Below are 22,276 nucleotides of genomic sequence, written 5' to 3'. Positions count from 1 at the left end.
CCAAGCGGTAATGTTATGACCTTTGAAATCGCTCGGCTAAGAAGTCTAAAAACACTCGTATCTTTGGAGCGAGATTTCGTTTGCTTGCGAATATTACAGCCACATCCGCATGTTTCTGAGCATATGCTGGGAACAACCTCGTCAGGTCGCCCGATGCGATCTTATCGGCGACAACGTAGGATGATAATCTTGCGATGCCCAAACCGGACAGGGCGGCTTTGAAAACGGCGTCTGCGCTATTGCCTACAAAATTTCCGGTGGCAATAACTTTGTACTCAATACCATCCAATTCTGCCTCCCAGGCGTTTCTGCCAACAAAGTTGGACGTCCGCAGGCAATTGAAATTCGCCAAATCGCTGAAAGTCTTTGGCGTGCCATATGCCTCGAGAAATGCGGGAGACGCGCAGAGGATACGTTCGTTTTTCATGATCTTTCGGGCAATGGCGTTTGGGTTTATCAACTGTTCGGAAAAGTTGATTGCTACGTCAAAGCTCTCATCTTCTAGATCGACCTGACGATCGGTTAACTCCAATGAGATGGTGATTTCAGGATAGAGTTTCAGAAACTCAGGCAGAGCGTTGATCAGTTGATACTTACCAAATGCGACGCTTGAAGCGACGCTCAGCACGCCCTTTGGGTTGCCGTTGAAACTGGAAATATGTGCTTCGGCCTCCAGAAATTTGTCTGCCACAGCCCGACACTTTTCATAATATTCGCGGCCTTCGTCCGTCATGGCAACACCGGCCTTTGTGCGGTGCAACAGCCTGTGCCCTACGTGATCTTCCAGATGTCGGATCTGCTTGCTGACGGCCGAAGGCGTCTGCCCACTTGATCTGGACGCCGCAGAGATACTGCCCATTTCAACTACCTTTACATAGACGAGCATCTGCGAGGATACGTCCATCATCGGTGACATCCTTTCCTTTTTGGCAAGTCCCCTGTGCGCATTGAACGGGTTGGAGATGCGGGTTGTTAGCGGTATCTGCTGCAGTGCAGCATATATACTGCGTCGCAGCAATCCAAAAACGGAGATGCAAGATGTCGATAGTAACTTCCCGTACGAATGTTCCGCCGAGGACCATTCTTGACGATCTGCGCAATCGCCTTGGCGCTCTACTGTTGGCAGCAAAAGCCGCACGCGCGCGCAGACGCCGGTATGTCTCGACACTTTCCGAACTCTGCGCCCTTTCAGACCGCGAACTTGCGGATCTCGGGATACCCCGCGCACATATTCGCCGCTTGGCGATTGAGGAATCATACATGGAGCATGCTGATGAAAAGTAACCTCAGCACCATCAATACGGTGAGCGCCGGGCCACAGTTTCGGCATCTGGCAAGACAGGCCGCGTCATCCATTAGAAACGGCGTATCAAAAATCCGGGCACGTTTTTCAAGTTTTCACACCAGTTTGAAGATTGGCAGAATGGAAGCTGTCTTGGGGAATTTGTCCGACGAACAACTTGCTCAAGTTGGGGTCAAACGAAGTGGGATCAAGCGTCATGCGGAATATCTCATCGGCTACGAATACGACGGTCTGTAATAAACGCTGAACCCAGCCGCATTTTGAAATTCCTGACGCTGATCGCCTGCTCTGAAGGCTTGGCGTTGGGAGGTCTTGGGACTCGCTCCTCCCAGAGTTTTCCCGAGGCCACCTATTAACGGTCCTTCCTCCCGGAACCCGTTAAGACTTGGGTCAACATGTTCACCTCCTCCCGAACATGTTGACCCCTTTTTCCATGATTGGCTTTCCATTGCTGGTTTTGAGGAATGACCGCATTGACCTTTCCGATAAAGCAACCGATTTGCGGCGACGCGGCAGGTTTTCGTGCTGCGAGCGCGCCCAGCGGGATTTCCATACTTCTGCTGTGGGCACCAACTCAGCATTTGCTGCAATCAACACAAACGGCCGTTCTGATCGCATGGTCGGGTTAGTCCCTACTCTTGAATGTAATCAGAAACATCCGAATTCAAAAGTTAACATATGCGACATTATCGGCTTGATGCAATCCAGAGGGGCCCGTTCTAAGCTGTCAATTAGCCAGATGGTTGGCCTGATTTAGGTATTTCCCACTTGTTCAGTGCCGCTGAAAAACTCGACTATCTGGTTCATCACCTCCCCACCGATTTCAGGGATTTCCGTCAACACATCGTGTTTCGCATTTTTGATCACTTCGAACGTCCCATTTGGCCATCTTTCCATACGATCTTTTATCGCGCGATTGTCGACCAGTTCGTCCAATTCACCGCAAAACGTGATGCAGGGGATATCAGGTGAGTGCATTTTTGACAGGCTTCGGCATTCAGAGAGGCCTTGATAAAGCCACGCCATGCTCGGCCCACCGATCTGTAGATCAGGAACGGTTCGAGCCTGATCTACCCAGTATTCATACATATCTGAGTTGCGGGTCAGATTATTTTTTTCGAAAGGCGTCGTTAGCATATAGATCTCGCCACTCTCACCGGGAACATAGATGTGGCCTTTGCCAATCTTCTGCGCCGCCCATGAGAGGGGCCAAGCCGCAATTCGCTGTAACGGTGACATTTTTATGCCGAACATAGGGGAGATAAGGGCAGTTGCCGCAACAGGTAATCCTTCCAGCATTGCACGTAGGCCGATACAGGCTCCCATCGAAACCCCGACCAAGTACCACGGCTTCGGCAGATCAAGTTCCTCAGCTGCTTTGACCATTGCCGCGACATCTTTCTGGTAATCTGAAAAGCGATGGATGTGGCCTGTGTGTGGGTCATCAGCCATCCGGTCGGAGAGACCTTGGCTCCGCCAATCAATAACTACAGTCGAAAATCCGTTTTTGTCGAAATCCTTGGCAACCCGCCCGTATCTTTCGATGTACCCAAAGCGCCCGAGGAAAAGCAGAATAGTCCCTTTGCGGTTTTTGCTAGATCCATAGGTGCCGACACGTACGCGCACATTATCATCCGTTTGAACCCAATATGCCGCGCCCTGAGAGGGCCCGTCCGCAATTTCTGAATAGAATTTCGCCTGTTCCATGTATCCACCTATGCTTGATTAAGACTTGGCCCGCGAACCACGTAGAACGTGGCAATGCCACTTAGAGCTACAAGAAGTGAGAAGCCTTCAAATCGACCTATTAAAAGCAAATTCGCAGACAGCACGATAATCACTGCACCCATCCCCATAATTAGCTTTCTATCTGATCTGGCGCGGTCTTGGTCATCGCCTAAAGGCGATCCCGCGAAGACCTCGTGAACTTTCGCAACGCAAAAACCAAAGGTGGCAACTGTAACAGCCCCCATCAGAAGGGTCGTGAAATGGCTTACAGAACTGTTGTCCAACCAACTGTTTTCGGTAGTTCTAAAGCCCAAAGCAGCCTGCGCATCCCAGCTTAACCAGCTCACGAAATCTTTTGCATTCGACGACAAGTAAACGATTTGGAGTTTGATAAGCGTTGCGATCCACAAACCAAGGGCAGCTACCCTAAAGCTCCCCCAGATAACTCTGATCCCTGCTTCTCGGATTGTCACAGTTGTCGTCACAAGATTTTGTTGGATCGAATTATTGCAAGTTTCACGGTAGTCGAGGGCGATAATGACCAGAAAAAGTAAACCCAACAAAAAGATGGCTATGTACGAAGCGGTATACAGGTAGCCGACTGCTGACAGTACCATAGCCTGTCGAATTGATATCACCTCGGGACGTGACAGTGCGACAAGATATCGGTCTATTTGGACACCGCCGGGATCGCCCGACATATAGGCGGGTAAATATATACCTGCCCATTGGAACCCAAAAACAAAGAATAGGCTAAATAGCGCTATCGCCCAAAACGAGAAGGTGAAGGAATTTACCTTCAACATCCACCCATCCGCACCTGTTAAGAAGTCGGCTTTGTCGTCACTCAACGCGCATTGAGATCGTGCACCGTTTTTCCAACATGATATCAGCTCGTTGATAGACAGTATGTAAAGCGGAAGCACAACTAAGGGCAGCACCGTCAGCGTCGGTGCCCAGATGAATCCCACCTGTTTGTCCAATCCGTCTTCGGGGCTGTAGGTGACGCTGAGTGTGCCCAGAGCATAGTTCATCAATCCTAATGCGCCGAAAACAAGCCAGTATGAGACAAGCAAATTCATGGATGCTTCGCCGGTAAGTAACCACTCACATTTTTTGGCTAGGCCCTCGTGAATAGGCTTCGCGTTCCCCAAGTGCTCGGCAACAACAGACGGGGTCGATTTATCGTTCTCCGCTCGCTTACGTTCCCGCCTGTTTACCTTCAGGCGTGCTTGCGCCTTACTTAGTATTATCTGCCATTCGCTGATCGTAACTGGATCATCACACCCAAAAATTCTCGCCAACCACCTGATATTTTCATTACTAACGCCCCTATCGTTGTCTTGAAACCAAAGCTGTACGGTCCGCAAATCTACCCCTGTCCCATCAGGGTCGATATTTGTGATCGCTTCGGCGAGTTGATCAGGCGTCCAGGAGCCTGACGGGCAGCCATCGTTGTCTACCGGCCTACCCGCACCCACCGCAACAAGCCGCTTAAACAATTCCTTGAAATTGCCACCGTCACTTGAAGGAGTGACAAAAAAATTTCCGTTCTTTTCCATGCCGGTACGAGCCCTTGTTTCGTTTCGCTTCGAATGGCTTCACTTCGTATCGTGCATTTCTTCATAGGAAAGTTTCAACCTGAAAGGGAAATTTGCTTTTCTTTGGGCGAACTTTTTCCGACCAACAAGGAATAGGGAGACATTTGTGGAGCAGAACTTGCAGATCGCCATAGGTGCGAGAATGGAGGCTTGGGTCGTCAAACAGATCCTAGCTCGAGAAACGGGTGAGGTTGTTGGATGGCTGTACGAATGGAACACAGGGGAGCGGGTTCCAATGTGGAAAAGCGGAGCGTATCAAAATGTGATTTATGCATGACTCTGTGACACGCTTGGCAAAGCGCACATTGTCGCAAGCATGTACAAAAACGTAATGAAGCGAATATGCGAGGTTTTCTCATAGGCAGGCGTCGCGTCCCTACGGGAGTGAGCAAGCGCCTTCATGACTATCGGAACCCTTCTTAGTCAACTGAATGCGGAATACCGCCGAAACAAGAGGGCAGCTGACAGAAGGTCTTGCATCAGCTTTACAATATTATAATATTGCATGAATAACCTGATATCGACTTCAGGAATCACACACAAAACGTCGCCTGAACTCGCTCGGGTTTTTTTCGGTATATCGGGAACACAAACCTCGGTATAACGGGAACAACTTAGATTCGGTACATCGGGAACAGTTTTGTCAGATAAACAGGTAGATTTCTTCTTGGACCAGCTCGCTGACGCGCCTATCAAAGATGAGCGTGCTCTGATGGAGTTTCCGTTCTTCTCGCTGCAAAAGCGACCGCGGACCACCCCGTTCATCTTTGATGACGGGACTGTGCGGATTGAGATCCAGCCTGGACCCAAAGGCATCGCCACAATTTGGGATAAGGATATCCTTATCTATCTGACATCATTGGTAAATGAGCGGATTGAACACGGAACAGAAGCCGATCGTACAATCCAGTTTTCTGCCCATGACTTTCTCAAGATCACTGGCCGTGGGACGGGTAAACGCGCCTACGAGTTGTTCTTGGACGCTCTCTTGCGCCTGCGTTCTACAAACATCCTTACAAACGTTCAAGCCGGCGGTGAGCGCGAGCGTCGTGGCTTTGGCTGGATTGAAGACTGGCGTGTCGTCGAGCGCACGAATCGAAACGGTGAGCGCGTCATGGGTGCAGTCGAAGTCACCATGAACCGCTGGATGTTTAACGCCATCGTCAAAGATCGGCGTGTTCTGACGATCAATAGGGCCTATTTCCGCCTCTCGAAGGGCCTTGAGCGCCGCCTTTATGAACTTGCCCGCAAACACGTCGGACGCCAGCCAGAATGGTATATTGGCGTCAAACGTCTGGCTGAGAAATGCGGCTCCATCGATACCGAGCGCAAATTCAAGTTTCGCATCAACGAAATCTCGGAACTGGACACGATCCCTGACTATCACATGGAGATCGTTGAACCTTCTCAAGTGTCTACGCCTTTTAAAACCAAGGGAAAACAGGCGCTTGTAAGATTTCGGCCCAAATTTGATGTCGTAGATGTTCCCGTTGTACCGAATCATATGGATTTGAACGTTTCTCACGCGACAATGGTCAAAGTGAAGCACAAACATCCCGAGTATGACGTTGGATATATCCTTGAAACTTGGAAAGAATGGGCTGTCTCGAAAGATCAGCTTGTCAAAAATGCCAATTCAGCCTTCACAGCCTTCGCAAAAACCTATGTGGAAGCCAACCCACTGTATTAGTTCGGTACATCAGGAACATTTCCTCGGTACATCAGGAACAAGCGACTCGGTACATCAGGAACACAAGTTCGGTACATCGAGAACGGATGTTCGGTACATCAGGAACAAAAACTTCACTTAAGACACTGATTTACTTGTGAGAACTGCTTAGCGTAACTCTTAAACTAACATAACTATATTTCTAACAGAAATAACCAAACCAGAACGCCAGATATCAAGTACCAGCGCGTGTAGACACGTCGGAATGCTTAGAATAAGTAAAAAGCCGGCGTTTCAGACAGATGTTCCCGATATCCCAAAAGCAGTGGTTTTAGTCCAAAAGTGCTGAGATACATCGGGGGTATTCTTAACTCAAGGTGTGGGCCCTGCCCCGTCCACCTGACGGGCCACCGTTGCTCTAGATTGGGCCGCGAAACGCTTCCCAATCCAGAACCTTCCATCAGAGCTGCAACTGATCAAATAATCAGAGCCGCGTTTCTTCCAGAACCTCTCTCTTTCTTTTGCTCATGTCACATCCGCGATGGCTGGATCTGCCCTCCGGGTCACGATCAATCTGGTCCATCGGATCTCACTTGATCCGGTTTCATGGTTCCTTGGGGTTCGCGCAAGCGCGGTACGCCGCAGCGGAACATTGCTTTAGAACCCGCTGGGTTCTCGCGCACGCAACCAAAATAGTCAGGCCGTGTCCTCGTCTGGCGCCTGCGGGCCGCACCACTCCCTGTCGATTTAAGTGGCGTTTGCTCACTCCGGCACTTCGCCAGTGGGTCAGGTTTTAGAGCGACGCCCTCAAGGGGCTTTTCTCAAAACCAGACAATCAAGGGGCAACGACCCCGTCCACACCACAAAGGAGTAAGCACATGGGCCTCGACCAATACGCCTATATCAAACACGACGATGGCGCGCATGATGAGCGCGCCTACGATTTCGTATGGCGCAAACATTCAAAGCTTCAAGCTTGGGCAGAGACACTCTTTACGGCCAAAACAGGCGAACCCGCCGAGAAGCTGAATTGCGCAGAACTGGTGTTAGAGGCCGCAGACATCGCAGCCTTGGAGACACTTGTCCGACATAAAGCCCTGCCAAAATCGACAGGTGGGTTCTTCTTTGGGCATCAGTTTCAAGATGAAGCCGCTGGCGAGACGTACAGCATCTTCTGGAAAATTGATCTCTACGACTTGGCCTACAACATAGGCAGTGATGATCCCGCCAATGTGGATGCCACGCGGCGCGTTCTGACCGTCCTCCACGCCTCCGAATATTAAGAACCAACCTTCGCTTCACCCAGTTCGCTGGGTGCGGCCTCCCTTTCCATCTCACCACTTAACAAAAGGAATGACCCAATGAATGATCAATCTCAAATTACAGCACATGTCCAAGACGTTCCGTTTGCGGACCTGCATCTCTCCCATCTGAATCCGCGCAGTGTCGTCAGCGAGGCCAGTATTTTGACCTTAGCTGAGAACATCAGCGCCTATGGCCTGATCCAGAACATCGCAGGTTTTGCCGAGGAGGAAGGTATCGGTGTGGTTGTTGGCGGACGCCGCTACCGCGCACTCGGCCTGTTGCAGGACGATCCGCGCTTTCAGACGGTCAGCGTCAAAATGGCCCCTGATCTGGAAACCGCGCAATTCTGGGCGACCAGCGAAAACGCACAACGCGAAGCCCTGCACCCCGCCGATGAAATCCGCGACTTTGGCGCGATGGAAAAACGCGGGGCCACCGTAGCAGATATCGCAATGGCCTATGGCGCGACAGAGGCGCATGTCTATCGCGGCCTTGCCTTGGCCAACCTGCCTGATCCTGTGATCGATGCCTTGCGTTCTGGCGAGATTAGCCTGTCGAATGCCGCCGCCTTCACCATCAGTGATGATGAAAAGCTGACCTTGGAAATCTTGGAAAACGTGCGCGGTCAAGGTGAGAGCGATCACCGCATCAAGAAGATGCTCAAACCCGATGCTGTGAAAGACAGTGACCGCCGCGCTGTGTTTGTGGGTCTTGATGCCTACAAAGCCGCAGGGGGCCGCACAGGCAGTGATCTGTTTGCAGAGGAAGTTTTGATCGATGATCCTGCCATTCTGGATGACTTGTTTGGCAAGAAGCTGGAAGAAGCCGCCGCAACCTTGCAAGCCAAAGGCTGGAAATGGGCCGAAGCGATCGTGGACAGCTACATCGGCTGGTATCAGATCGAGGAGATGAAGCTGTCACGGATCTATGCCGAAGGCGGCACCTTGTCTGACGATCAGAGCGAAGACTATGACGCGCTGTCAGAGCAAGCCGAACAAGAGGTGTTGAATGACGAAGGTTACGCCCAGCTTGCCGCCTTGCAAGTGATACTTGATGGGTCGTTTTCCGATGATCAAAAAGCCCATGCAGGTGTATTGGTCTACATCGATACGCACGGCGTGGTGCAGGTTGAGGCTGGTCTTGTGAAGGGCACAGACAAAAAGGCAGCGATTGACGCGGGTGTTCTGGAAAAATCCAACCACGTGGGCAGCACAGCCACCAAGTCGCCAATCTCGCAAAAACTGGCGATGGATTTGGGGCGCATCGCGACGGGAGCACGCCAAGACGCTGCCCTACGCGATCCTGACCTCTTGTTGGCACTCTTTGCGTTCCAATTGTCAGGCAAGTCTGGTTACACATCTGCCTTTGGCTTGCGCAAGGATGACGTGCCAAACGTCCCCAGTACTGAAATGTAGGGCTACACTTTAGACGAGCGACTGACCAAACCAACACCGAGCGCCAAGTACGGCAGCGACATGGCGCGCGTGTTTCGCGCCTACAAAGCCAAAGGGCCTGGGTTCATCATGGAGGAAATCATCCGCCATCTGGCATCCTTGCTCACGGTTGAAGTCGATCTGGCAGAGGTGATCGACAAAGCAGTTGAAACCAATATCCGTGACAACTTTACCCCAAACGCTGAGAACTTCTTTGACCGTGTTGGCGGCCCTTACTTGATCCAGCAATGGCGCGATTTGTTGGACCTCAATGAGGACCATCCGACCGTCACGACATTCGCCAAACTCAAAAAACCCGAGAAGGCCGATAAGATGGCCGCTCTCTTTGGGGGTGGGGAGGCACAAGAGGCGCATGGGCTGACAGAAACGCAGATCGCGCGGATTGCGGCATGGGTGCCCGAAGGCATGGCCTAGACATTGTGGCAGGGCGCATTGAGTGCCCTGCCTTTTATCCCTGTGGTGAGGATCAACTGGCTCCGCTCACGCGGGGCCTTTTTTTGTTGACCTGATGGGGCGGGGAAAGTTCTCCCCTCCCCTATCAGGCCCGGCGCTGTTCGCGCCGAAGTGCAATCGCACACTGGTGCAGATGGAGGCTGGAACAGTCAATTAACTGGACATTTATAGATTTATCGCCATATATGAGGCGTAGGTGGCATTTTGCTACCTTTTCCACGGATGGAGGTGTTATGGCCCAATCTATCAAGCTTTCTGATGACGTCATGTCAGTTGTCCGTCGCGAGTCTGGTTTGCAAAGCCGGTCTGTTGCGGGGCAAATCACCCATTGGATCAACATCGGTCGTGCCATCGAGCAATCGAGCGCGTTTGACTATCAGCACATCAATGCCGCTCTTGCAGGGGAGTTGTCTCCCGATGAGCTGAGCGCTGAAGAGCAAGAAGTCTGGTTCGCGCAGTTTGGGGAAGATATGACCGTGCCGTCTGATCAAGAAGAAGCGTTCTTTGCGCAGCGTCGCCAACTCGGGCGTGGTGTGGGGCTGAATGACAAAGGCGAATTAGTCTATCCTGAGGCCGCAGCCTGAGCGTGGCCCCTGCCCCGCGTCCAACACTCGTGATGCTGGCAGGTCCAAACGGATCAGGCAAATCAACGCTTTATGAGACGCGGATCGCGCCGAAATTCGCGGTGCCGTTCATCAATGCCGACATCATCCAGCGCGATGAACTTAAGGACGGCAATGTGAACGCTGCGTATGAGGCGGCACAGATCGCTTCTGACCGCCGCGCGACCTTGATGGCGGATCGTAAGAGCTTTGCCACGGAAACCGTGTTCTCCCATCCCTCGAAACTTGATCTGATTACCCAAGCTAAAGCCCTTGGGTATCGCGTTATGACGTTTCATATCTCTGTAAACCATCCGGACCTATCCGTCGCTCGCGTCGGTGAACGGGTCATTGAGGGTGGTCATCCCGTACCTGAAGAGAAAATCAGAAACCGATATGACCGGTCCGGTCCCCTGATCCGCCAAGCCGTTCTGAACAGTGATATCGGTCATGTTTTTGACAATTCCCAGTTAAATCAGCCCCCAGTGAGGGCGTTGTCATTCACAAACGGAACCCTCACCTTTGCCTTGCCGCAGCTTCCTGATTGGGTGCTCGATCTCTACGGGGACGATTTAGTTCTGTAGGTTGCGTTGTTTATAGGCCCATCAGCCACATTGGGCTGACCAGGCTCTCGGCTGCGCCCGAAGCCCGCAGGCGGTCTTCGCCCATGCGGGTCACGATCCTTTGGGCAAGGCTACCGCGTGATGCAGCTGGTGAAAGCATAGCCAACCGTTTCAAACCATGGGTCATCAACTTGCCGTCGAGGTATAGGTCTGTGAATGACGGGACTTCGTGTTTCATGTTTGTGAGAGCGGGCCTGCACGCAACCCACATGGTCAGGCGTTGCTTGAAGGTATGGGTTGTGCGTGTCTTGCGAGATGCCCTTGAGCAATGCCAACACAGCACTGGCATGTCCGTCGCCAATTTTGATCTGGCGTGACGGCGCGCGCGTGGGGTTTTGATCGGGCCTGTTCGATCTACCTTGTTTCTTTTGCGATGAATGGGTTGCGGATCTCGGCCACCGCGTGCCCTGCGCTGCGCTCCGGCAAGCAGAAATACGGTTTCTACCCCGTTGGCGCGGACCCTCCGCATTTCCACTTGCGCGACGTCCTTAATCGATCCGCTGGGACACCCACATCGAAACAAGGAGATCGAAAATGTCTAACAAAATCTACACCCTCACCGTTCCAGTCACCTATCAAAAAGATGGCAAAGATCAAACCAGCTTCCGTCGTGTTGGCGCCGTCTTCGAGAACACCCGCAACGGCAGCGGAGAACCCTTTCTCTCCATCAAGCTCGACTTCCCCGTTGCAGTCACCGAGTTGGTGGCCTTCCCACCCAAACCCGATGGCGACGACGGCAACGTCACCGAATAACAGACACAAACCTCGGGGCGGCAGACATGCCGCCCCTCTTCTCTTCAAGGTTGGCTGTATCTCACGTGAGCAGCGCCGGCCCAAAGGTGGGCCACGCGTTGTCAAAGCAAACAGGCAGGTACCCGCCTTGCGGGCAATTTCATGGCGCGTTGATAGAGAACTCGCACATGCCTTGACAGTAATTATGATATCAATATTATAATATTGCATAACGCACCCTGATGCGAACGCATTGGGCGTCATTCCTTCTAGCTAGGAGACTGAAACATGAGAACCTTTGCAGAATTCCAACTGATCGGACGTGTGGGCAAGACCAAAGAAGTTGGCAAAACCCTGCGGATCAGTGTCGCCTCTGAGTATGGCCGAAAAGATGATCGCGGTGATTTTCAATCAAATCCTTATTGGAACGAGGTGACGATCTTCAACGACAACGTCATCAAGTGGGCGAAGGAAAACGTCCATCCCGGTGATGTTGTGCATGTGCGCGGCACCATCCGCCAATCTCAGTGGGAAAAACAGGATGGCGGCACCGAGTATGGGATCACGATGGCCGCTGAGGACTTCGACAATATCTCGCTATCCGTCAAGAAGTCGATGGAACGCAGTGCAGCATAGGTTTTTCAGATTGGAAGAGCAGACGTCTCGGCAGAACTGAACCGAACGAGGGCTGTTCGCTTTCAAAAGCTCGATAGGTCCTTTGGTGCGGATGTATAGCGTCCGTCTTGCGGTCTACGAAAAGCCTGTTGCCCATTGCCTAAATTTCGGTGGTTTTAACGACCGTCATTGGTTCGAAATCCAGAACTTTGCTCAAACAGAGGTTCCCCGTGCCTGATGATATGCCTGAAGGGTATCCCTTTAAACTGCCTACGCCAGCTTCTACCGTTATCGCTCGGTTCGGTTTTTCCCAGAAGGAAGCCGCCGCCTTCTATGGTGTTAGACTTGTTACCATCAAAAAATGGATAAGTGGTAAGATGGAAATGCCCGACGATCTTTTGCTTGAAAGCTACGTTAAGCTGGATGCTTTGTCCCATCTTATGGACTTTATTGCCGACAAATACTGCGACCAAGCTGCAGACAATGAGACCTGTGAACACATGGCTGGTCAATATATCAGCCTGCCTTCCATACGCCAAATGATGCACGGTTTCATGCCCCAGTCGAAGGGCTTTTTTGAAACCTTTTTTGGCGGCATTGCTGCGAAGTGCTACGCTGCGGGCCAAGATAGATTTTGCTACATAACGCCATGCGAGCCGGACGAGGATCTTAGCGATACAAACCTCTGGCTCATACCGTGGTTTGAAAGTGGTCTTGTCATGGACATGTGCATTGAACGCGAGGACGAAATCATCCGGTTCGATGTGAGCCTATATGATTATCTAAGATCTGAACTCAAGTCTTGGAAAAATGTCGTTGTCCGAATGCCAAAGCCTGAGGGTGACAATCCTACATGGGACCTTGATGAGATTGGGCTGGAGCTTCCTTATGTTCCAGATTGGTATGCCGAAGCGCATGATCTCAATGAGGAACAGATGACGTTAGTCGATACAACGGTTTCGATCTCCCTCAATGCAACTGGTGCTGAAGATTTTTCAGATTTGGGGGCATTTCAAAGCCGTGCAATCCACTTCGTTGAAGACAATGAAATTCGCGTAATGATGGAAGCATTTGAATCTCCTCGTGACGCCGATTTGACAGCCACCAATGAGAATTTGGCGATCGTTTTGCGGGACGTATTTGGAACACGGTCTGCGTTTCTAAAGCACATAAACTACACACAATCCTGATCCATAGCCCGCTTTGTTGGGCGCGTTACCGCACATTAGCGTTAAGCTGGCGTTGCGCTAAGGCTGACGCCAAAACGTAATGACGCTGATAACTGCGTCACCGACTTCCCTGTTGTCGCTCTGAACCAGCACACGCTTTTGCCACATGCTTGCCCAGGAATGTGCCAAACTGCCCTACGAGTAACGATCACTGGGACAACAGATAATAGGTGGTCTTGATCTCTTCTTTGTCCTTTGGGGTTCGCTCTGCGAACGCCACGTCAGGACGTTTAGGGAAGGCTCTGCCTCCCCCGCAAGACAACCCAAAATAGACAAGCCGTGTCCTCGCTCATCGCTGCGGGCCGCACCAGCCTTGTCGATTTCAGGTGGTTTTGCACCCCCTCCGCACTTCGCCAGCGGGACAGGTTTTAGAGACGGACGCCCTTTCAGGGCTGCGCTCAAAACCAGTCACCGAACAGGGGCAACGCCCCGACCTCACCGCACAGGAGCAAGTGTTATGCCAAAGATTGATATTCACCAGCACGTCACTGATATGATCATCGCACAGATGGAAGCAGGCACACCGCCTTGGCGCAAGCCTTGGACGGAAGGTGGAGGTGCTGGGGCCTTGCCATTGCGACACAACGGCGAACCCTATCGTGGGGTCAATATCCTGATGCTTTGGGCATCGGCAGAAATCAGCGGATTTACATCGGAGCGCTGGATGACGTTCAAGCAAGCCACTGATCTTGGCGGCAGCGTCATAAAGGGGTCGAAATGTGCCCGTTCTGTCTTCTACGGCACGTTTGAAAAAGATAACCAACAGACAGAAGACATGACAAAAGACGCTGAAGGCAAGACGCGTATCCCGTTTGCTAAATGTAACAATGTGTTCAATGCCGACCAAATCGAGGGGCTACCAGATGCATTTTATATCTTGCCAGAACCTGCGCGTGACCTTGGGACGCGGGCCAACCCAGATTTAGAGGCGTTTTTCGCCAAAACGGGAGCTGATATTGTGACCACATCTGAGCCTCGCGCCTATTATCGACCGTCCAAGGATCAAGTTCATATGCCGCCCATCGCAACGTTCTTTGAAGCGGCGCGCTATTACGGGGTTTTGGCGCATGAATTGACGCATTGGACTGGTGCCCCCAACCGTTTGGACCGGATCGAGAAATACTCGGATCGCTGTGCTTATGCGTTCGAAGAATTGGTGGCCGAGATTGGCGCATGTATCCTTGGTGTGAAACTTGGCATTGGACCTGAGTTTGATCAAAGCGCTGCCTACATAGAAAATTGGCTCGAAGCGCTGAAAAACGACAAGGGTTTGATCTTTAAAGCCGCGTCCGAAGCGCAGAAGGCCGTTGATTTCATTATGGATGCAGGTGGGGCCGATAGAATGTGCGATGATGAGGCCGCATAGCCGTAAGGCGGATTGATATACATGCGCCCTCGTATGATCGGGGGCGCGTGTCGCGGATAGCGGTGACGCGGCAAAGGGCGCGCGGTGCGCACCCTCCTGCCCCGCCCGGCGCTTCGCGCGGATGCCCTACGGGCTTTCATGGCTTAGGCGTTTCCTGTGGTTGGCCTGCATAGATTACATCCGTTCGAACTCCTTTTTTCCATTTTGGAGTGCGCTCGCCCGTGTTCCATTGGTACAGCCAACCGACCACCACGCGGGTTTTGCGGTCCAAGATGCGCGCTATTGCATGCGCTTCTTGTCGTGGTTTGCGTGGCATAGGTTATCCTCGATTTGCGTTGAAAACAGTGTTTTACCTACCCGTTTTTTCAATCGAAGGAGGATAAGCTGTGGCTTATCCCTGAGTATGCGCGGAGCTTGAGAGGATGGGGGTGAAACCAAATCGACAAGAGTGGCGCAGCCGACAAGACGGTCTTGTCTATTTTGTTTCAGGGGGAAGGAAGTCGAAACTCCTTCCCCCTCTTAAGAATTATCGGGCGCGGACTTCCGCGCCCGCGCTTAGTATTTGGCTTTGAGTTCTTTGATCACGTCATCAAGGCAGGACCAAAACAGAAGTTCGAATTGCCCTCTGACCATTGCGGGATCCGAACTGATGCCAAGGGGGTCTTGCTCTTTGCGCATGGCGTCCAAAATGGAGCCGGGCAATCGTTTGGAGGTGTGATAGCCCTGTTTCATCGGCAGCCTTTCGGCCTCTGGCTTTGGGACAAAGTCGGGCGAAAGGACAAACCGTTCTGTTGCGCGGCGTCCCGCCAAGGTGACGATGTCTTTCATCTTGAGGCCTTTCTCTTCCAAGATGGCCATTTGTTTTGCCTGCGTGACCTTTACGGCGGCATCGAGTGTGGTCTGGCGTTCGCCCGCCTCCTGTGGGTCATCAGAGCCCCGTGAGGCATCAGCGTCGGTTTTTTGTTTTTGAACTGCTGGGGTCTTTGGCTTCGGCGAGGTTTGCCGTTCTGTTGTGCTTGGTCTGGTTCGAGTGATCTTTTTTGGTTCCGGTGCGGATGTTGCGATTTTTTCTGCAGTCACACCGGCTGGTTTTGGCTGGGGTTTTGGAGTTTCGACAATGGTTTTCTCAGCTGCAACACCTGGGACCACGACATCAGGGGGCATGTCGTTTGGGATGGGACGGAACCGTTCAAAGCTGTGATCATATGATGGATCGGTGCCTTTGATTTGTGGCTTTTTGCGTCGTGCCATTATGTCTCTCCCATGGCTTCGGTCAGGATGGCCGTGGCTTCTTCGACAGCTTCGTCGAAGAGCTTTGCGTGGCTGCGGAATAATCCATATTTGTGGGCGCGTCGGAAATCCGCCAAGTCATGCAAGAATCCGGAACGATCCGCGTCGATGTGCTGGTTGCGGTGCATGAAGTAGTCTTCCATGATTGGAAAACGCGTCAATGCGACTTCTTCGATGTATTTCTGAGAGGCCGTGAGCTTATTCGGAACATCCGCAAGCACAACTTTGAAAGATGGAAGGTTTTCGGGATCATCTGTCCGTTCTCTGAGCCCGCAGTACCAATTGAAAGTGTCGGTCGTGATTGTCAGATCAGTATCGCCGAGCTTCATTGGTACGATGAGCACATCACTGAATGCGGCGAGATCGTCAGCCCATGCACCTGCCGCTCCTTGAGTGTCCACAAAGACAATATCTGTCTCGCCTTTCTCCCAGGCCTCATCTGTCCATTTTTCGAGATCAGAAGACACTTCGAGTTGCGCGCATCGCACAAGCGGATTGTTTATTTCGGCCCGTTCAAACCACCGTGTCAGTGCTTGTTGCGGATCGGCGTCAAGTGCGAGGCACCGTTTTCCGTCTTTGATGGCCGCACTTAAGAGCGCTTGGAGGAGGGTGGTTTTTCCGGCCCCGCCTTTGCGGCTCATGACCGTGATGACCTTCATCTTGTCGTTTGGCATTGCTCTACCTCATTGCGTGTCGCGTATCGCGTGTCCGAAACAGCGCGTCGCGTTTATTGTTTTGCGTGCAACTTATCGCGTACAGCGTGCTGCGTGTCAATTATCGCGTGCTACAAAACACGTGGCGCGTGTTGCGTGTGTAATATCGCGTGTCCGTGATCCGTTTCGCGTGATAATTGTCGCGTGTTGCTTGAAGCGTGTCGCGTGTCGCGTGACGACAAGACCTATTGCTCGGTTGGCTGAAGCGGCGTGCTGCCCACTTCATGAGTTTCAATGCGGCGCGGCGGTCCTGTGTCGCGTATCGCGTGTCGCGTGCCCTAAAGAGGCGAATCGGGCCTGTTTCCATGGCCGACACAGAGAGGTGAGGTCAATATTGCCGATCAGAGGCGCTGAGCTGCGATTTAAAGGGCCATAACGCCACAGCGGCGGGTGTTTACTGCGAACTGAGTATGCATGGCCTCAGGGGCGTTAATTTTGAACCTCGCGCCGGGAAATGAAATTGACTCGTACCTAGGCTCGATCCTAAGGGCCGCCTGTGGGGCGGCGAAAGTAGCGGAATACAGCTCAGCTATCCGATTTAGCAATCGTATAGGTTATGGCGCAATATTATAATTTCGTCATAACTAAACTGGCTGTATGAAGTTGGCAGGAAATAGGGAGTCTTTGTTCGCATGCCGTCTCGACGCCGCTTATCTGATCTGGAGCGATTGGAAATCGTCCGCGAAACTCTCGAAGGAGTATCGTCTGGGGTGTTGGCAAAGCGCTTCGATGTGACAGTACGAACCGTCCAATACACGGTCCATCGCGACAAACACCGCAAGCGTGATAGCGGCATTCGTACCGAAACGGTGAGCGTCACCCTAACGCCAGACGAGTTGCACCACTTTGATGCGCTCCTGTCACTCCATGGGATCAAGTACCGCTCAGATGCGCTTCGGCGTTTGATCCAATCTGCAAACGGTGTGTTCCAACCGGATGAAATTCTCGCGGATGAACTGCGCGGGTTTCGCGCTGCGCTCAATCGCGTTGGCAACAATGTCACCCAGATCGCGAAGCGGATGAACGAGGCCAACAACAAGGGCATGCGCCCAATCTTCGGTCGCGCAAGTCTTGCCCAGATGCGCAGCCTTGCGGGCTTTGTTCTCGACTTTGCTGATCAAGTCGACCTGTTGACCCGTCGCCGGACGGATGGCGTCCGCTTGATTGCAACCGACGCCCTGAAGGAGCTGGCCAATGCAGAGGAATAATGCGGTTACCGCTGTCACGGGTGAGATCTTCCGCGAAGGGTGGAGCAAGGTGCGCGGATCAATGCAGGGATTGGGTACAAAGCGATCTCAAATGGTTCGTGCTGCCAAAGGTCATCGTGCCGCTGTGTTTAAGGCGATCAAATCGGGCGGGTGTCACACTAAAGCCCAGCTATCAAACCAGCTGGAGTATCTTACCACCAAATCTTCGCACATCGTCGACAGCAGGGGTGTTTTGGACGGCAAGACCCAACTCAATGCTGCCGAAATTAAGAGCATTACCGATCGGTTTAGTGCGCGATGGGATGAAGGATTCCGGCCCAAGATGGGCCATACTACACATATGCTGATGTCTTTTCCGGTTGGAACCAAAGGCGAAGACGTTCGCGATGTTGCGGCTGGGGTTTGCGAAAAGTTCTTTGCCAATGATGCGCGCAACTTTGACTATCTGATTGCGGTGCATGAAGACCGGGCACATCCCCATGCCCATGTTGTGCTGAACCGTCGCTCTCAAGAAGGCGAATACTTCTATCTTGGGCGAGATCATCACTTCAATTACGACGATTTTCGCATCGCGATGGTTGAGGAAGCGGAGAAAGTAGGTGTCCGGCTTGAGGCCACGCGGCGCATTGATCGTGGCGATGTAACCTATGCCCCACGGACCAAAGATATTTATGCCGCTAAGTCTGAGGGTCGATCACCGATTGCACGTGAACGGGTTGGATCAGATCTGGACCGAGCCCTCGCGGACATCGCCAACACTGCTCGAACTTATCGATCCCTGGCGGCAGAGGCTTCAGCAGAGAACCGTCACGATATTTCAAAGGCCTTGTTCCGCGCTGTTGAGATGTTGGCGCACGGCGGTCACCTTGAACAGAATGGAGAGGTTTACATGGATACGCAGGACTCTTTTGATGATTTGAAAGGGCGGTTTGCCGAGCGTGCAGAGCGGGTTGAACACTTCGTGCGTGACGCGCCCGATACTCTGAAAGCAAAGTACGAAAAGCAGCTTGATGCAATTTACCGCAACGTGGCTCACATGCAGCCGGTTGGCGTGCGCTCCTTCACCCTAAACGATGCAGCGTCTGAGACCGGAGTCTATTCCGAAATCAACATCAACAGGGACGCTGTGGCTTCCATGTCAGAGCCGGAAACCCGTGCTCAAATTGAAACTGCATTGCGCGGTACGGGGATTTCAGCGTCGTCGGTGACTGCACGTATAGAGGTGGGGGCAAGCAACGCATGGCTCGAGCAGCGCTGGTTGGCGGATGACTTGACTAAAATCGCCGAAAGTGAGGGCCTCAATCTAGAGCGGAACGCAGATCTGAAGGCTGCTGTTGATCGATTGGATGAGGCACATGTTCAATTGGGACAGGTTTTGGAACGTGCTGGTGTGCTTCGCGTAGATGGCGTGGTCGAATCTGACGTGGATAGTGAAGAGGACTACTTCCGTGATGTTCAACAGCCTGAGCAAGAAGAGTTCATGGCAAAACATCCGGAACTGCTGGCCTCGCCGTCGCAAGTTTACCGTGAAGATGACGACGGACGGGCTGCCGAGATCATCGACGCGCGACGGGCGGACCAGATTGACCGTGAAGTTCAAGCGATTATGGGGCGGTTAGATGGGCGGCTCAATATAGAGGAAGCCGTCGCCGCAGATTTCAAGGCACGATATCCTGACATGCCGGATCATTTGGCGGATGGCTTGGCTGCTACCTATGCGGCTTCACATGAACTTAATGCGCGTGACGAAAATCGCCGAGACGCGACAGACCTAGTCCGTCAGGACAATCTCAATGCAGACAGCACCGAGCTGCGGCGCGTTATCGCCCATGAACGCAACGACAAGATCAACACACCGTTTGTCGAGGACGGCAGTGGCTCTGCATTCCGTCGCGAGATTGAGCGCATCTTGGATGATGATCAGGTTGAAGCATTGCGGTCTGGCGACAGCGACGCCCTTGCAGAGGTCTTCGATGATCGACTTGATCGTCTCCATGCCGCCAAGGCGTATCTGCAATCTGACGAGGCTACTGCCAGCAGTGAAGCTACCCGCGAAGTTGTCTCCGAGATTGCGGAAGAAGAATATGACGCTCAGCGTCTGAAACATACACATGGAACGACCGAAAAAGGTCAGACCCATGGATAAGGGTAAGATCGCCATTGGCATAGTGCTGCTAACATTCTTAGCAGTGGCGATTGGATATGTCGTGGCCACAGCGGTTTTGACGTTTCGGGACTTTGGGATCAAAACGGAGATCGACTTCTTTTGGCTTGCCCAGAACTACTTTGGCCTTCAAGACGGGCGACCGGCTGATTTTCGGATTGCCAACCTGATCATGGGCGGCTTTGGTTTGGCTGGGCTTTTACTCAGCGCTGTGCTGTCCGGGAGCGCGCTCACCAAGTTTGGCCAAACACAGTGGCAAAAAGCCGGTCATATGCGGCGAAACGGATTTTTCAGTGAGCCTGGCACTGGTTTTGTCATTGGCAAACTAGGGAAGGCGAAGGCCAACGGGCAGCTCATTTGTTCCAAGGTGTTTCCTCACGCTTTGATTGTTGCACCCACGGGGCGCGGCAAGACAACTGGCTTTGTGATCCCCAACCTTTTGACGTTCCATGGCTCTGCGGTGGTCTTGGATGTGAAGGGCGAGAACTTTGAGGCAACTGCGCGTCATCGAGCAGGGCAGGGGGATGACGTGTTCCGGTTTGCGCCGACAGATTGGCATGACCGTCGCAGCCACCAGTATAACCCATTACTGCGTATCGCCGAGATGGCTGATCCTGATCGCCAACAGATGGAACTGCAGTTACTGGCCTCATTGTTTTTACAAGCGGACAGCGACCGTGTTCAGGGCCTCTTGAAAGGCGGGATAGATTTGTTTGTCGCGGCCGGTCTTCTGGCGTTTGAGCGGGGTGTGCCAACGTTGGGTGAAATCTATCGGATCACTGCTAGTGGTGGACACAAGCAAAAGGAATTCATGAAGCGGCGCGACGAAGTGCAGAACCGTGCGGCCAAGCTCATCCTCGAGCGTATGGCCTCTACGAATAATGACACGCTGACATCCTATGTTTCCTTGTTGATGACGTCGGGCCTTGATCAGTGGAGCAATCCGGCCATCGACAAAGCAACCCGCGTTTCTGATTTTGACTTCAGAAGGATCCGCTCAAAGCCGTTTTCTGTCTATCTTGTCGTGTCGCCGAACATGGTGAAACCACTGGCACCGTTGATCCGGTTGTTTTTCTCGGACTTGATATCGTCCATGCAGGACAAAGAGCCTGGACCAGATGAGCCATGGCCGGTGATGATCATGTTGGATGAATTTAATCGTCTTGGAAAAATGCCGATTGTCACTGATAGCATTGAGACCTTGCGGTCTTACAACGGACATCTGGCTATCGTCACGCAAACCATTCCGGCGCTTGATGAGATCTATGGTGAGAACACGAGGCGTGCGTTGCAGGGTAACGCGGGTGTAAAGCTCTACCTGACACCATCGGATGAAAAGACTGTCGAGGAGTTGAGCAAGGCTGTTGGCAAAACCACAAAGCGTGTGGTCACTCGTTCGAGGTCTATTGGCCGCAATCCATTTGAGGGGCGCAGTATGTCAGAGCGGACAGAAGAAACTTCGCTGTTGCCAGAAGATGAGGTGCGCCGATTGCCTTTGGATGACATCATCATCGTTGTGGATGCGCAGATGCCGATCCGCGCCAAGCGCATTCAGTATTTCGATGATCCGTTCTTCAAGAAAATTCATGCAGCACAGACTGGAGAGTTGCCGTTCCCGCCATTGGCGCTTGAGGTTGTCAGCGAACAGCCGCTGCCAGAAATTGATGCGGTTCAAGGTGAGATGGACCAGTCCGAGTCTGGATCAACGGATGTCGGGGCAGGGAGCGCCTTTGTCGCGGCAAGCGAACTCCAAAAAGTAGGTGAACCGATGTCGATTGAGGAGTTGCGGGCTAAACCGCATAGGACCAAGTTGCGGACATCCAAACGTAAGAAAAGTGCGAAAGCAGTTGATCAGGCCACTCGTGATCTGGAGGGTACGCAGGCCAAGTTGGATGACGCAGTACAGCACAGGCTCGTAAGTCCGGACCTTGAGAAAGTTACAAAGGCTGATCTAGAAATACTCCAAGCTGCCGACGAACAACTATCAGAGCTGGAAGCAGAGTTTGCTGAAGATCGGCAGACGGGCGTTTCTGTTACGGCGGCTGAGTAGGAAGCCTCAGCCACGCAAATCGCTATCTTCTGAACAACTAGATATATTCGTAAAACACAAACAATCGGTTGCGACGTTGCCCCGTGATTTCGGTCAGGACACCGTGGGTTACTGTCCTCATATCTCAGAAAACAACTCAGAACCTGAGATAAGAGAATTCTAATGTCAAAT

The 22,276-nt window shown here is 52.4% G+C and carries 22 protein-coding genes; 15 read left to right on the top strand and 7 right to left on the bottom strand.

Annotated features, from left to right (window positions below):
* Nucleotides 1–13: 13 nt before the first annotated feature.
* Complete coding sequence (locus V7775_RS21240) at nucleotides 14–907, bottom strand: LysR family transcriptional regulator (protein WP_335753933.1); 894 nt, start codon at nucleotides 905–907, stop codon at nucleotides 14–16.
* A 131-nt stretch (nucleotides 908–1,038) separates the two neighbouring features.
* On the opposite strand from V7775_RS21240, the gene V7775_RS21235 reads away from it, so the two are divergent.
* Together V7775_RS21235 and V7775_RS21230 are read left to right on the top strand one after the other, a co-directional pair.
* Nucleotides 1,039–1,284, top strand: a complete 246-nt coding sequence (locus V7775_RS21235) for a DUF1127 domain-containing protein (RefSeq protein WP_335753932.1) — start codon at nucleotides 1,039–1,041, stop codon at nucleotides 1,282–1,284.
* The gene (locus V7775_RS21230; RefSeq protein WP_335753931.1) at nucleotides 1,274–1,540 is read left to right on the top strand and encodes a hypothetical protein; all 267 of its coding nucleotides are present in this window, start codon (nucleotides 1,274–1,276) and stop codon (nucleotides 1,538–1,540) included. Before V7775_RS21235 ends, V7775_RS21230 begins: the two co-directional genes overlap by 11 nt.
* Before the next feature lie 516 nt (nucleotides 1,541–2,056).
* On the opposite strand, the gene V7775_RS21225 is transcribed toward V7775_RS21230, so the two are convergent.
* Both V7775_RS21225 and V7775_RS21220 read right to left on the bottom strand, forming a co-directional pair.
* Complete coding sequence (locus V7775_RS21225; protein WP_335753930.1) at nucleotides 2,057–3,010, bottom strand: alpha/beta hydrolase; 954 nt, start codon at nucleotides 3,008–3,010, stop codon at nucleotides 2,057–2,059.
* Nucleotides 3,011–3,018: 8 nt separating this feature from the next.
* Nucleotides 3,019–4,593, bottom strand: coding sequence for an RcgA family putative transporter (locus V7775_RS21220; protein ID WP_335753929.1), 1,575 nt, complete (start codon nucleotides 4,591–4,593; stop codon nucleotides 3,019–3,021).
* Nucleotides 4,594–5,272: 679 nt separating this feature from the next.
* Between V7775_RS21220 and V7775_RS21215 the strand changes: the two genes are divergently transcribed.
* The 6 genes from V7775_RS21215 to V7775_RS21190 all read left to right on the top strand — a co-directional run bounded on the left by V7775_RS21215 (nucleotide 5,273) and on the right by V7775_RS21190 (nucleotide 10,699).
* A complete protein-coding gene (locus V7775_RS21215) occupies nucleotides 5,273–6,322 on the top strand; it encodes a replication initiator protein A (RefSeq protein WP_335753928.1) in 1,050 nt (349 codons plus the stop codon).
* Between the two features lie 857 nt (nucleotides 6,323–7,179).
* Nucleotides 7,180–7,584 carry a DUF3768 domain-containing protein gene (locus V7775_RS21210; protein WP_335753927.1) on the top strand — a complete coding sequence of 135 codons (405 nt, stop codon included), beginning with the start codon at nucleotides 7,180–7,182 and terminating at the stop codon, nucleotides 7,582–7,584.
* 78 nt (nucleotides 7,585–7,662) lie between these two features.
* Nucleotides 7,663–9,021, top strand: coding sequence for a ParB/RepB/Spo0J family partition protein (locus V7775_RS21205; RefSeq protein WP_335753926.1), 1,359 nt, complete (start codon nucleotides 7,663–7,665; stop codon nucleotides 9,019–9,021).
* A gap of 60 nt (nucleotides 9,022–9,081) precedes the next feature.
* On the top strand, nucleotides 9,082–9,474 hold the full coding sequence (locus V7775_RS21200) for a hypothetical protein (protein WP_335753925.1): 393 nt from the start codon (nucleotides 9,082–9,084) through the stop codon (nucleotides 9,472–9,474).
* Nucleotides 9,475–9,746: 272 nt separating this feature from the next.
* On the top strand, nucleotides 9,747–10,097 hold the full coding sequence (locus tag V7775_RS21195) for a TA system antitoxin ParD family protein (RefSeq protein WP_335753924.1): 351 nt from the start codon (nucleotides 9,747–9,749) through the stop codon (nucleotides 10,095–10,097).
* 2 nt (nucleotides 10,098–10,099) lie between these two features.
* Nucleotides 10,100–10,699 (top strand): zeta toxin family protein, encoded by a 600-nt coding sequence (locus V7775_RS21190; protein ID WP_335753923.1) that lies wholly within the window; start codon nucleotides 10,100–10,102, stop codon nucleotides 10,697–10,699.
* Between the two features lie 10 nt (nucleotides 10,700–10,709).
* Here V7775_RS21190 and V7775_RS21185 read toward each other — a convergent pair whose 3' ends face one another.
* Nucleotides 10,710–11,213: a hypothetical protein gene (locus V7775_RS21185; protein WP_335753922.1), complete on the bottom strand. Its 504-nt coding sequence runs from the start codon at nucleotides 11,211–11,213 to the stop codon at nucleotides 10,710–10,712.
* Between the two features lie 59 nt (nucleotides 11,214–11,272).
* Here V7775_RS21185 and V7775_RS21180 point away from each other — a divergent pair, with 59 nt between their 5' ends.
* The 4 genes from V7775_RS21180 (at nucleotide 11,273) to V7775_RS21165 (ending at nucleotide 14,680) form a co-directional block, all read left to right on the top strand.
* The gene (locus tag V7775_RS21180; protein ID WP_335753921.1) at nucleotides 11,273–11,491 is read left to right on the top strand and encodes a hypothetical protein; all 219 of its coding nucleotides are present in this window, start codon (nucleotides 11,273–11,275) and stop codon (nucleotides 11,489–11,491) included.
* A gap of 267 nt (nucleotides 11,492–11,758) precedes the next feature.
* Nucleotides 11,759–12,106: a single-stranded DNA-binding protein gene (locus V7775_RS21175; RefSeq protein ID WP_335753920.1), complete on the top strand. Its 348-nt coding sequence runs from the start codon at nucleotides 11,759–11,761 to the stop codon at nucleotides 12,104–12,106.
* 209 nt (nucleotides 12,107–12,315) lie between these two features.
* Nucleotides 12,316–13,275 carry a hypothetical protein gene (locus V7775_RS21170; protein WP_335753919.1) on the top strand — a complete coding sequence of 320 codons (960 nt, stop codon included), beginning with the start codon at nucleotides 12,316–12,318 and terminating at the stop codon, nucleotides 13,273–13,275.
* 496 nt (nucleotides 13,276–13,771) lie between these two features.
* Nucleotides 13,772–14,680 carry an ArdC family protein gene (locus tag V7775_RS21165; protein ID WP_335753918.1) on the top strand — a complete coding sequence of 303 codons (909 nt, stop codon included), beginning with the start codon at nucleotides 13,772–13,774 and terminating at the stop codon, nucleotides 14,678–14,680.
* Nucleotides 14,681–14,816: 136 nt separating this feature from the next.
* On the opposite strand, the gene V7775_RS21160 is transcribed toward V7775_RS21165, so the two are convergent.
* The 3 genes from V7775_RS21160 to V7775_RS21150 form a co-directional block, all read right to left on the bottom strand.
* Nucleotides 14,817–14,996, bottom strand: a complete 180-nt coding sequence (locus V7775_RS21160) for a hypothetical protein (protein ID WP_335753917.1) — start codon at nucleotides 14,994–14,996, stop codon at nucleotides 14,817–14,819.
* A gap of 239 nt (nucleotides 14,997–15,235) precedes the next feature.
* Nucleotides 15,236–15,931 (bottom strand): hypothetical protein, encoded by a 696-nt coding sequence (locus V7775_RS21155; protein ID WP_335753916.1) that lies wholly within the window; start codon nucleotides 15,929–15,931, stop codon nucleotides 15,236–15,238.
* Entirely contained in the window at nucleotides 15,931–16,644 is a 714-nt protein-coding gene (locus V7775_RS21150; RefSeq protein ID WP_335753915.1) for an AAA family ATPase, read from the bottom strand. Before V7775_RS21150 ends, V7775_RS21155 begins: the two co-directional genes overlap by 1 nt.
* A gap of 671 nt (nucleotides 16,645–17,315) precedes the next feature.
* Here V7775_RS21150 and V7775_RS21145 point away from each other — a divergent pair.
* From V7775_RS21145 to V7775_RS21135, 3 genes are read left to right on the top strand one after another with little or no spacing between them, the layout of a single operon-like run.
* Nucleotides 17,316–17,891, top strand: a complete 576-nt coding sequence (locus V7775_RS21145; RefSeq protein WP_335753914.1) for a transposase — start codon at nucleotides 17,316–17,318, stop codon at nucleotides 17,889–17,891.
* A complete protein-coding gene (locus tag V7775_RS21140; RefSeq protein WP_335753913.1) occupies nucleotides 17,878–20,037 on the top strand; it encodes a relaxase/mobilization nuclease domain-containing protein in 2,160 nt (719 codons plus the stop codon). The genes V7775_RS21145 and V7775_RS21140 overlap by 14 nt, the downstream gene beginning before the upstream one ends.
* Complete coding sequence (locus V7775_RS21135) at nucleotides 20,030–22,105, top strand: type IV secretory system conjugative DNA transfer family protein (protein ID WP_335753912.1); 2,076 nt, start codon at nucleotides 20,030–20,032, stop codon at nucleotides 22,103–22,105. The genes V7775_RS21140 and V7775_RS21135 overlap by 8 nt, the downstream gene beginning before the upstream one ends.
* The last annotated feature ends 171 nt before the right edge of the window (nucleotides 22,106–22,276 follow it).

Source organism: Sulfitobacter sp. (genome assembly GCF_036960155.1).
Lineage (GTDB): Bacteria > Pseudomonadota > Alphaproteobacteria > Rhodobacterales > Rhodobacteraceae > Sulfitobacter.
Note: the sequence above shows the minus strand (reverse complement) of the source record. Positions and strands in the feature narration are given on the sequence as shown.